The organism is Microbacterium protaetiae, from assembly GCF_004135285.1.
Taxonomy (GTDB): Bacteria; Actinomycetota; Actinomycetes; order Actinomycetales; family Microbacteriaceae; genus Microbacterium; species Microbacterium protaetiae.
Genome location: NZ_CP035494.1, coordinates 2,538,185 through 2,550,523, shown reverse-complemented (window position 1 = coordinate 2,550,523; position 12,339 = coordinate 2,538,185). Strand labels below are relative to the sequence as shown.

Annotated in this window: 6 protein-coding genes; 3 read left to right on the top strand and 3 right to left on the bottom strand. The window is 61.3% G+C overall.

The features are described 5' to 3' along the window. Window positions 1–90 precede the first annotated feature (90 nt). Window positions 91–2,244 (top strand): glycosyltransferase, encoded by a 2,154-nt coding sequence (locus ET475_RS11875; RefSeq protein ID WP_129390385.1) that lies wholly within the window; start codon window positions 91–93, stop codon window positions 2,242–2,244. A 275-nt stretch (window positions 2,245–2,519) separates the two neighbouring features. Here ET475_RS11875 and ET475_RS11870 read toward each other — a convergent pair whose 3' ends face one another. Then, window positions 2,520–3,557, bottom strand: coding sequence for a polysaccharide pyruvyl transferase family protein (locus ET475_RS11870; protein WP_242497612.1), 1,038 nt, complete (start codon window positions 3,555–3,557; stop codon window positions 2,520–2,522). Window positions 3,558–3,697: 140 nt separating this feature from the next. On the opposite strand from ET475_RS11870, the gene ET475_RS11865 reads away from it, so the two are divergent. Next, entirely contained in the window at window positions 3,698–4,621 is a 924-nt protein-coding gene (locus ET475_RS11865; protein WP_129390382.1) for a glycosyltransferase family protein, read from the top strand. Between the two features lie 13 nt (window positions 4,622–4,634). On the opposite strand, the gene ET475_RS11860 is transcribed toward ET475_RS11865, so the two are convergent. Together ET475_RS11860 and ET475_RS11855 are read right to left on the bottom strand one after the other, a co-directional pair. Next, window positions 4,635–7,427, bottom strand: coding sequence for a glycosyltransferase (locus ET475_RS11860; protein ID WP_129390379.1), 2,793 nt, complete (start codon window positions 7,425–7,427; stop codon window positions 4,635–4,637). Then, complete coding sequence (locus tag ET475_RS11855) at window positions 7,424–10,393, bottom strand: glycosyltransferase family 2 protein (RefSeq protein WP_129390376.1); 2,970 nt, start codon at window positions 10,391–10,393, stop codon at window positions 7,424–7,426. Before ET475_RS11855 ends, ET475_RS11860 begins: the two co-directional genes overlap by 4 nt. Before the next feature lie 399 nt (window positions 10,394–10,792). Here ET475_RS11855 and ET475_RS11850 point away from each other — a divergent pair, with 399 nt between their 5' ends. After that, entirely contained in the window at window positions 10,793–12,301 is a 1,509-nt protein-coding gene (locus ET475_RS11850) for a hypothetical protein (protein ID WP_129390373.1), read from the top strand. Window positions 12,302–12,339 lie beyond the last annotated feature (38 nt).

Below are 12,339 nucleotides of genomic sequence, written 5' to 3'. Positions count from 1 at the left end.
GCGGCGGAGGTCGACCGCGTAGGATCAAGATCTGCACCGCTGTCCGCGGAGCCCTGCGCCGCGGATGCTCGCCAGTCTTCCGGAGCTAACATGTCACCCGTACCCCGCGTCTCGATTGTCATCCCCACATTTGATGATCAAGAAACCGTGGCAGCAGCGGTCGAAAGCTGTCTCGCGCAAACCTTCTTTGACGTCGAGATAATCTGCGTCGACGACGCGTCGACCGATGAGACAGCGCGAATCCTCGAGCAGATGGCCGAGCGCGACCCACGCATTCGCCTGATCCCCCAACAACAGAACCGATCCGCATTCCAAGCGCGCCGCGCGGGCATCGTGGCCGCGACGGGGGAATACATCCTGTTCGTCGACGGCGATGATGAACTCAACCCACACGCCGCTGAAATCTCGATCGCTGCCGCACAGCGGCACGATGCCGACCTCGTTGGATTTGGCGTCGAAGTCATTAACACTGAGAGCCATGTTGTCGGCGGCTACCAGACGCGCCTCGCACCCAAGCATCAAGATCTGCGCGGCCCGGAAATCCTGAGCAATCTCTTTCCCGTTGATCAACCAGCGCAGGGCCAACTGTGGCGCTATCTCTTTCGCACCCAATTGCTTCGCGAAGTATATGCCCTGTTGCCCGAAGATGTCGTACTCCCCCGCGTAAACGACCTGCCGGTGATGTATCTGGCAGCCGCGTTGGCTTCCCGCTACGTCTCGGTGCCGAACCGCCTCTACCGTTACCACTTCGGGCGCGGGGGTAGTGGGCGGGTCGTCGACACAATCGAAAGGGCACAATTCTACGCTAAGGCGATCGATTCCATCGACAGTGTGCGACCGGCCGTTCAAACGATCGCTCGGACGAGCATCGACCCAACTTCCTTGCTCAACAACTTCGAGTCGGTGCGTCTATCGATCATCGGGTACGTATGCGCATACCTCTTGAAGCACACCCGCAGCGACCTCCAAGAGGCGGTACTTAACGACCTGCACGCGCGCGTGCCCCCAGCCGATGTCGTCGTCGCAGCCGTACGCTTCTACCCGGAATGCCTGCCGGCGCTCAAAGCGCACACCACCCAAATTCGACTCAGGGACCGACCTGTCCAGAGCGTGCTGCTCACGACTCGAACCGTCACCACTGGAGGTGTCTCCGCTGTACTGCTTGCCCAGGCCCGGTACCTGATGCAGGCGGGATTCCGTGTAACGATAGTTGCTCGGCGATATGGGAGTGACCCCGGTGCCGTTCCCCCGGGCGCCAGTTTCGTGGAAATGGTGGGGCACGGCCTCCCCGAACGACTCGTCGAGTGGGCCGGGATCTGTCGTAAACATGACGTCGATGTCATCGTTGACCACCAGGTGCTGTACAGCCGTGACTGGCCGGAGTATGCGCTCGTCGCACGCAGCCTCGGTGTTGCGAGCATCGGCTGGCTCCACAACTTCGCAGGACGACCGATTTACGATCTCAACGGTCTACACGAGTTGTTGAAGGCCAACGCACCGCTACTCGAAACCCTGGTTACGCTTTCGCCGCTCGATGTCGCATTCTGGAAGCTTCGCGGGGTTCAGCATTCCGTGTATGTGCCAAACCCACCGTCGCCTATGTTGCTCGAGTCTGCTAGCAAGTCCCGTCCAAAGCAGTTGTCAGGCCGACGGGTTGAGCTGATGTGGTGGGGGCGCCTCGACGAACACACCAAGCAGGTGAGCCAGCTCATCGAGGTCGCCGACCAACTGCGCAAGCTGTCCGTCGATTTCCACCTCACCGTGATCGGGCCGGACTGGGCAGACTGGAGCGCGGCACGGTTCAACACGATTGTCCGTAAGCGGCGACTCGATGGCCTTGTTGAGGCCGTCGGCGAGATGCGCGGTCAGCAACTCATCGATGCGATCGACAGCGCGGACGCCTTCGTAAGCACCAGCATTATCGAGGGTTACCAACTCACGATCGCCGAAGCACAAGTGCGCGGACTCCCTGTCTTTATGTACGAGCTACCCTGGCTCACGCTGGTGCAGAGAAACGACGGCATCGTGACGGCTCCCCAGGGCGACGCTGCCACGCTCGCGTTGCGCATAGCGGCGGTCTTCACATCTCCGGAACGCTATACGGATCTCTCTCGGGCGTCCCTCGCGGCGGCCGCCCGGGAACTCTCCCACGACTTCGGCCGGCTGTATGAGCAGGTGGTCACGGACACGCTCCCCCCGAGCTCTCTCCGGAACCGACACTCGCCGATGCCAAACAGCTCCTAGATTTGATGATCTTTTACGCAGAGCGACATGCCGGATTGCTGAATGAGAGTGTCTCGACGTCAAGACTGGTCGGACGGCACCTCAAGGCTCCGCAGAGTGGGGCTGCCGTTCCGCAAGGGGCCTCGATTGGTCACCGAGCCTGGCGCGTCGCTACCCCGTTGGGACGCACCTTGCTGCAGATATTCCCCGGCCTACGGCCGCTCGCCCACCGAGCGAAGCATCGACTCGGCCGGCACGCGTGAGTCGACGCTTCGCGTCGAATCGAACGTGGCGCCTCACGTAGCTGTGTCGATCGCACTGTTTAGGCGCTGAGTCAGCAGCCCCAGATCGCGGCGCGCTGCCTCGATGGCACTCTCGAGCCCAGCTACCTCCAATTCAAGATTCTGCGCGCGCTCGGCAAGGCCGTCGTGGTGCCCCGTGAGGGCGCCGATACCGACCGTATCGAGCAGACGACGGATCTTCTGCGGGTCGGCCGCCGTTCCGACCGGATAGGCGCCTTCTGTCGCGCCCATGATCAAGGCATGCGCTCGATCACTCACCACGGCGAGAGAACGAGAATATACGGCACGGACATGTGCGTCGAGGTGATCGTGACGTGTGGTGGGTGCGACGAGATACTCGCCCTGGAGCTCTCCGGCGAGGCGCACTGCGCGTGGGGCGTCACGCGCGACCTGTGCAATCGTGACGACACGCGTGGCGGTGCGGGCCGCCAAAGTGCGTACGGCAGCAAGCCAACGTTCCCCCGGCCACGGCCGATCAAAGCGGAGAGTGACCGCGATCAATCGCCGCGAGTCCTTCCCGGGCCACGCGGAGGGGTCAGGGCCGAGTGAGAACGCCCAGTCGGGCGCCACGTCGCCGAAACCTGCCCCTTGACGGGAGCCGTGATCGCGCCACGACATGACAGCCGCTTCACGCAGCTTTGGGTCGAATACCACCTTCGGCGCGACCGTTGGATCTTTGAGACCGAGTCCGGCCGCGACGACTATTCCCCCGCGATTCACAACCCCGCGCATCTCCGCGATGCGTTTCCCACCGGGGAAAGAGACACCTGGCTGCGGGTTGATCTCACCGGCGTTGATCACGTAGACCGGCCGGTTCACCTCGCGACTCGCCTGTAACCATGCTTGTCGAGACGTGTAGAGAATGTCGCGCGTTTCCAACGGAATCCCCGACAGGTAGTCAGAGGATTGCCCGTCGAGATACACATGGAGGCGGTTGCCCTCACCGCGAAGTGCCTGGAGAAGGCCTGCCCGCAAGGCAGAGTCGCCGAGGTTGTCGTCTTGGCCGGAAGGATGAACGAAGACGTCGTGCACTGAAATCCTTCCTCGAACAATGATCAATTTAGTATGGAGGAGTGGTCCCTCCCAATTCGCCAACACGCGGACGCTCGAGCCTGATCGTCCACGAGACGCATCGTCCGCCGGCGCCAGTCCTTCGCTACGTGGACCAAGTCATGGGAACGCCGCAGCCTGACGTCGAGTTTCGCTTCTCACAAGGAGTTCTCACCAACTTCGACGTCGACGTCGTCCACGTCGTCGAGCCCAACCTCGACCGGCTGCTCGGAACACGTGGGGCAGCTCCCTGGCAGCGGCTCCTCGCGACCTGGGCCCTCGCGAGAAACTTGCGACGCCACCGCATCGCGCTCGTCCGAACATTGCACGGCACTGTCCCACCCTCGTCGCTTCACAGAGCCCAGCGACTTGCACAAGAAATCCTCAACAACGCGACCACCGCGTTTGTCGCGATAGACGAGTCGACTGCAACGCCGGATCCGGCCCGCACGATCGTGATCCCTCATCCGCACTTCCGCGAGCGCTTCATCGGCTACCCACGCGGAGAGCAAGTCAAGGGACGCGTGCTGTGTATCGCGACAGAGGGCCTCTGCCCGGACGTGCGGTCTCTTCTGGCGATGCCGCGGGTCGTCAGCACGTCGGATGTCACACTGCGGTTGGTCGGCTCCGCCCCAGACTCGGTCGCAAGATCTGTGCGTTCCGAGATCGCACGGCACGATGCTGGTATCACGACACGATTCGAGAACCCATCCGACGGAGCTCAGGTGCAGGAGATCGATGCCGCCGAACTCGTCGCGATCCCACAAGTGCGCACTCTGGCGGAGTGGCAGATCCTCTTTCTGGCGCTGTCGTGCGACCGCCCGGTCATCACTCCGCGTAGTGACTCGACAACAATGCTTTCTCACGCCGTCGGCGCTGGCTGGATACACCTCACCGACGGGCCGATCACCGCCAACGACATAGACCAGGCATTCTCGTCTATACGCAAGAACGTCCTGACTGGCAGTCCAAGACTCGAGGGCCGCGATTTGGCCACCACCCACAAGGCGTACGCCGCACTCTTCCGCGCAGTGGCTGGGCGATAGCCGAAGGGTTGGTTCAGCTCTGCGACTCGAAGAATTGAACCGTCGCCTGATCGTGAAAGCGGACGCCCAGGTGCCCGTCCCCTGTGTGAGTAGCGTTGTATTCGACAGGAAGCTCAACCATCTTCACGACGTCGCCCGAGCGCACAGTCGCGGCGATCCGCCACCGTCGTTTGATCCCCTTATGCGAATCATGAGACGCCAGATAGGTACCAGGACTCGACAAGGAAAGAGCCATTGGGAACGTTGTGAACCCGTGCTCGACCTGACGCCGGAGTTGGGCGTCGAGGATTTCGTACCCCTTCGGGGCGCGCAACTTGAGGACGAGCACACCATCCCTAATCTCCGCCCCGGCGACCCGCACTTTGCGCTTCTCGTTCGAGGACACCCTGCCCAACTCTCGGCGCAAACGCCCCACCGCTCTGCGTGGCAGAGAGTTCCGGCTCGAACCCGCATCCTTACGTCCAGCGCGTGACACGTCCACGCGACTCTTCTCGATCTGGGTAAGCTGCCGACGCAAGTGTGCCAGCTTTGTCTTCGCCGCTTCGGCGCGCCTTACGGCCGCACGCGACGTGCGCTCAGCCTTCTCCAGCCTCTGCCGGATCCCCGCGTGTCGCTCGGCAAAGGAGATTGTGAGATCCAGCAGGCGGCTCGCGTTTTCAAGCGAGACCGCCGGTGAATATTCCGCGGGCAGTGTGCCGTTGACCAGCTGGCGGTAAAGAGTGACGTAGTCGACGTCCAGGAAGCGTCGCGCGGCTTCAAGGGATGCCTGCGACAGTGCTTGATAACTCTCGGGATCAGTGGCGAGGGTCGCGATCTTCCGTGCCAGCGCGTCCGCCTCGCCCTGTGGGACCGATACGACACCATCATTATTCTGCACGGGGACGAGCCAAGGCATCTCGTACATGAATACTGGAAGCCCCCGCGACTGTGCTTCTACGATCGTAAGCTGGTAGCCCTCGATGACACTCGTGCCAATGAAAGCATCGGCGCGGTCGATCGCAGCAAGGAGGTCACTACCGTGAAGAGGACCGACTGCTTCTAGGTGGTTGGAGAGCCCAGCCCCCTCCGCTGCCGCGTTGAGCCTATCCGCGCTGTAGTCGGGTTGGTCCGGGCCAACTACTCGGAGATGGAAATCGACCTCTAACTTCCGCAGCTCAGCAGCAATCGAAATCACCTCTCGAACCTGCTTTGTATGCTGCTCCAGCCTCCCAATCCAGATGAGTTCAAGACGCCCAATCGGCGCCGCCTTGCGGCGAATCTCGTCTTCGGCGCCAAGAATCATCGGCGACGGTGGGTTGGGAAGGTACGCAGTTCGCTGCACACCCCTGAGCTTCCAGAACGTTACGTCGAGCGGGGAGAGGGTTATCACCTGAGCGAGTGACGGCAACGAGCGCTTCAGATACCCGTGCATGCTGTTGAGATCGTACGTCGGCCGACCTGCGAAGTTGTGGACCCACCCGATCGTCGGGATCCCGAGCGCTGCGGCCATCATAACGTAGGCATGCCAGTCAACCGAGTACAGGATGCGATGATCAATAATGACGTCGACCTGCTCTCGTGTGCAGATTTCAGCCCAGGTCTCCACCCTGTCAGCAAGATCCCCGTGGATGACCTCGTAGAACGCTATCCCTTCCGGAATGAGTGTTATGTCATTGCCTGCTCGCCGCGCCGCGATCGTAACCCGATGTCCAGACTCGGCGAGGAATGCCGCCTGAGCGAGGACCACCATCGAGACCCCTCCGGTCGTAATATTGGCGGCTGTGATGAGAACACTGCTGACGGGACGGGCGCCGAGAAGGATTGGTTCATCTGCTTCAGCGAGGCGCTCCAGAATCGCCGGCTGGTAACGGACAGCCGCGCGGACCATGTCTGCCTTGCCGACACGCTTACGGATCCGATCGACGCCGAGACGGAACAGCGTCTCGTCTCGTGTGTCGAGGGCCCACTTCATAGCGATCCCGATTACCGAAAGCCGCGCGCTGGTATGGCTGCCTAGGAGCCCACTTGGGTCGGAATGCCGATAAGCCGCATCGCGCACCGCTGCGGTTGTCGCTTCGAATGCGTCGATGGCACTGACCTGGAAGTCGACCGCTTCTGTCCCGGTCGCTTCGAGCGTGCTCGCCCCTCGCCGCCAGAAGTATCGATAGAGCTTGTCAGGGATAGACGCGTATCGCCGTGCGGTGAGCGCCGCGAGGAAAGCGACCGGAAGATCATTCGCACGGTAATAACGACCGTCGGCGGGCAGCTTCTCGTATGCAGCGCGCAGAACGTCGGTTCGGAAGATGTACTTCCAGAGTTGCCCGGCAGCACGCGCGTCCGCCGGAAACAGCTTCAGAAGGATCTCATCGCCGAAGAGCTCACCGTACCTGGGCTGACTCCGTCCTTCCCAGCTACCGCCAGACGTACCGTCCGGATAGATGATTTGAATGCCGAACTGAACAATGTCGGATCGATTCGCTTCTGCAGCCGCGGCACTCTTCGCTGCCGCATAGCGGTCCAGTTCGTCATCCCCATCGAGAAACAGCACGTACGGTGCTTGGGCGGCGTAAATCCCCGTCCGGCGCGCCTGAAAGCCGGACATATTCTCAGGCTGGGTAAGGAGGTGGACCCGGGGGTCGCGCGCCGCGTACTCAGCCACGATCTCGGGTGTTCGATCCGAAGAAGCATCATCGACGACAACGATCTCAATCTGCTCGAGCGTCTGCGCGATGGCGCTGTCCAGCGCGGCCGCGATTGTTTCCTCGTCGTTGAACACCGGGATAACTACCGTCACAAGCGGCGGAAGGCGTGTCGTCTCAGACGTCATGCTTTTACCAAATCCATTCCTTGCATTTGTCGGGCCCCGATCTCACTGTCCTCAATATCAAGGACGGACGCGCGAATCTCGCTCGCTACTGTTCGCAGGACTTGCTCGTAGTGGCCTCCGATATCCGACCAGCGGCGTTGACGCAGGTCAGGCATCGATCCCTCTCGCCGGAGTCGCGATTGCGCAACTGCCGCGTCGAGGCGCTCGGCGGTCAGGGTCCCAGCAATCGGAATCACCCATTCGTCGCCAACCGCGGCGGAAAGCGCGAGTACCGCGTCATTGGATGGCGTGAGCACCGGCCTACCAAATGCCAACGATGTCATTGCGAGCTGGTACTCCACCGGGGACACTATCTCCGGGACAATAATGACTTCCGCGGCCGTGATCTCCTCGATCAGCGCGGCATCTGACAGCAATTCGATCCGGCTTGTGACCTTGCCGGGTGTTCTCGATACTGCTCGTCTCAGCTCCGTCCCCAGTGAATCGCTGGCGGGGCCAGCGATTCGCAGTGACAAGTCTCGCAGACGCGAAACAAAGAATGTCCTCAACACACTCTCGGCGACCTCGTTGAGCGAATCGACGGTCGCGCACAGCACACGGCCTGCAACCTGATCATGGACTGGATAGCCCGTGAACAGTGGCGTCGGGTCCGCGAACGGAATGAATACGGTCCGTGCAGGATCTGGAGTCGTGGCGCTTCCCTCAACAACGATGAAGCGGGTGGTCGCTTCATCGAGCAAGGCACGGGCCTGCACCTCCCGAGGGTCCTGTGGCTCGGGCAGCTCCCCAAAAATCGTGCGCACCAAAGCAGCCTTACAATCGACGAGTTCCTTGACGAACCGCCTGGTGCGGTCCAACCGTCTATTCGGGCTTGATTTGGCGTCCAGCGAAAGGTAGGCATCCATCGATCCCACACCGTAGACGACATCCGCTCCGACGAACGTGCTGAAGGTCCGCTGGTACCGGACGGCAACACGGCCATCCGACCATGCAACAACCTGATCTTCATACTTCAGCTGCGCAGATGGCGAACGGAAGGTCGCAAGCACGAGCGGCTTCCGATTCACCCGCGCATGCAGTGCGGCGAGATGTGCGAGTTCGTCGATGGTTCCCCACCCCGGCGCTTGTCCCAGCCAGCCAGTGACAATTGATGCGACGTCCGCGACAGTGAACGTCAGTCCGCGCGCGTCGCCACCTGCCGGATCTTCAACGACCAGGGCGCGCGGCGCACTGATCATCCGGCGAGCAGCGCTATGACCCTGAACTGCACTGGCGTGACGAATGATTACTACTTCGGCACCGACTGGCTGGCCATCAAATACTTGGATGACTGATTCCTCATCGACGAGCGTCTGCAGGGCCGGAGCGAGTCTCGGGCCGCCGTGATGACCTCCGAGTGAGTCGCTGTGTAACAGGCCCACCACCAGTCCACCAGCGAGCGCTTCCCGGATCTCTAGCGCAATTCTTCTGAGGAACTCATCCCGACCTTTGCGGACTCGGCCATCCACAATAACGAGCACGTCGACCCTGACCGGCGCTTCGCGTGCGCCTCCCACAATCGACAGGTCCGGAGGCGCAGCCATCGGCCGGTGGCTCAGTGGAAACTCGACACGGCCAGAAACCAGACCTTCCCTGACCAGCGAGTGAAACCGATCCGACGCAGTGCGATACGCAACTCGTGCTGGAGTCATCCATCCCGCGCCGAAATCCGAGCCAGAGAGTGAACTCGCTGACGCAAGCATTAGCAGCAACGGCGCCATGGGGCCGATTGTCTCCACCTTCGAGCCGGTAACCGACTCAAGCCTGAGGCGGTACTCCCGGTCGGCACCCTTCCTGATCGAGTCATAGAAACCGGCCGCGGAGATGGCCTCCCTGCGACGAAACATGATGGCTGGCTCGGTCAGGGTCAACGACATCCCGCGATTTGTGGCAAAGGACAAGTCTTCGGTTGCACGGGCGTGGCGGACGATATTTCCGATCCGTCCGGGATGTTCAATAAGGTCGCGCACCTGAATCTCCAGGCGCTCGGGATGCGACCAGTCGTCCGAGTCGTGGAAAGTAGCGAAGTCTCCAATTGCGATCTGCAGAGCTTCGTTACGCCGAACATAGGTGCCGGCGTTCTCATCGTTACGGATGACTCGGATTCGTGAGTCCAATCCACACAGCTGAGCAAATCTGTCGTCGTAACCGTCGCCGGAAGCGTCGTCCATGATAAGTAGTTCCCAGTCCTGGTACGTCTGGTTTATGACGGACTGGACGGCCGTGAAAATTTCATCGCCGGGATGCCACGCGCTCATGATCACGGAGACGAGCGGGCCGTGTGCAGTGCGTTCGGATGAGGCGGTGAGGCGATTAAACGGGCTGCCGCCTCCATCAGTAAGCGAGATCTGCAACATGTCTGCTGCGCGGTAGGCCTCATTGAGATGGTCGATAACGGCTGCGTGCGACCCGCCGAATCGAGGGTGGGCGAGCTCCGCGTCTGCCACGATCCTCGACCATGAACCTCGCTCAAGCGCGCCCGTGACCACGCGAGCTTCATCAACACAGCCCAGATTGAGGAGTCCCGAGGCCAACTGGATCAGATTCTTCTCGTTGATTTGGTCGCCATTGACGTATCGGTGTGCGATCTGGCGGGCGATCGCCGCTTCCGCTTTGATGTCTTGACTGGAGCCGATGGCATCCCAGAGGACGAAGAGGTGTTCCGTTGCGATCTTGTCGAGTGCGGGATGCACCGGACGAGGTTCGGCGGAGATTAGCGCCGCGCGTATGCCAGTCCAGTCATGCTCGCCCGATGTGAGGCGGCGCGCGACGAGATCGAGCGCGGTTTCCGACGGGTTCCACTTGGCAAATCTCGCCGCGGCGTGGAGCGTGAAGGCTACGTGACTCAGTGGAACGGCTGGTACCGTTGCGGGTACTCGGGGAAGCTCGTCCACGTGACGCAGGCCGATCAGAAGATCCTTACTCAATTTATCTCCGGTTATGTCAGCTGGGCAAACATTCGCACGCTCGAAAGCGCAGGAGTGGGCTCACGAAGATCGGTTCTGTGCCGTCACAGTATATTGGACCGAGGTCCTGACGGCCGGGAGGCTGCCAGCCGGGCATGCGGGTATGCAGCCAGCCTGGCCGTGGCACGGTTACTACGGCATGTGCGAGACTGCCCGCCATGCGGCGCACGGCCGAGATGCTGGCATCACCTCGCGTGTGGCCAACGGGCGAACGAGCGGGCTGAGGACGCAATCCAGCCTAGCATCGCGCCGCACTCCTCAACAGATTCATAAGGCCTCGAGCGTCTGTCGCGCGGTGCGTGTGTTGCACGCGAGCCGGCTTGCGAGGGTGATGTCGAGGTTCGTGGGAGAATCAGCGGCATGATGGAGACTAAGGCATGGCATGAAGCCGCAGTCCTCGATTCCGAGCTCACGCCCCGCGAGGACCTCGAGCACCTGCTTTTCGCCCGTGGCTACTTGCTGTCTCGCGCCCCACGCCCCGCGCCTGCGGACCACTGGCTGACCCATAAAGTTGGTGGGTGGTACTTATCCCGGGATCCCCGTCTCGGCGCGAGCTTCATCGAGCGTGATGGCCGCAGTCTCCTCCTCGTCGGCAGCGTGATGGACCTCCGCAGCCAGGTCAGCGGTGCGCAGGTCGTCGCGGGCCTGCTCAAGGCGTGGGAGACGGCACGGTCAGACCTCGATGAAGCGCTCGAGTGGCTAGCCGGCCGTTACGTCATCCTCGGTCAATCGGCCGAAGGCGATTTCTTTCAAACCGATGCGACAGGCATGCTCTCTGCCTCTTATTCCGCTGAGCATCGGATGATTGCGTCCCACCAGAACCTCCTCGCAGAGACTGCAGGTGGTCTGGAGTACTCTCCCTTTGGAGAGCCCGACTGGCTACGCCAAAACCATGCGTACACGTTTCCCGGAATGTACACGCGTTTCGCGGGCGTCTACATGGTCCCTGCCAATACGGAAGTCAACGTGCGCGACTTCACCATTCGTCGAGTCGGCCCCTTTCCTAGTAGGCCAGGGCAACCGAGGGCTGTGGCGTCGTCCGTACTCCATCTCATGCGCCGGCAGCACCCCTTCCTATCGCGGAGCGGAGGCGGCCCGTTGGTCTCTCTCACGGCGGGACTAGACAGCCGAATCACCACCGCAGCTTTGCGTGAGCTTGTCCCTGAGACGCTCTTCTTCACCTATAAAAGGCACCGCGACCCCAAGTCGGTCTCGGATTACGACCTCCAGATTGCGACCCGGCTCGCAGCACACCTTGGTTTGAACCACCGTGGTTATAGCGTGATTCCACTCACGAAGTCGGCTCCCTTGGAAGCACTCCTTGAGCGCAGCACCTTCGTGACCCACGGCCGTTCGGTAGCCGCGTCTTACCTTCGGGAGCTCCCCCCCGACCGGCTACATGTCCGCTCCAACCTGTACGAGATCGCTCGCGGGTTCTTTAGGAATAGAGAGCACCTGGAAGTCACTGCTGACTTGTTCGCGCGTCTCCTCACGTCTGACATCGCACCGCCCCGCTCAGTGATAGAGGCATTCGAAGAGATGGCTGAAGCGACCGGTATTCTGGAAGTAGATGGGTATGAACCGCTCGACCTGTTCTATTGGGAACACCGGATGGTCAGCTGGTTCAACAAGGTTCTTCTTGAGTCGGACATTGCCCATGACACGCACATTCTAGTGAACTCGCGCGTAATTCTGCGGATGCTACTGTCGGTTCCCTTGACAGACCGCCGCGCCGGACGGGTTTTCGACCACATTGTTGAAATCGCCTGGCCTGAAGCATATGACCTGCCAGTTAACGGCAAGCTCCGCACCCTCCCGGCTTCAGCCCAAGTCGCGGCGGAGACTGGGCTCCCAGGGATGCCTGGGTAAGTCGGTTCACGAAGATGGATACTGTGCCGCCACAATAG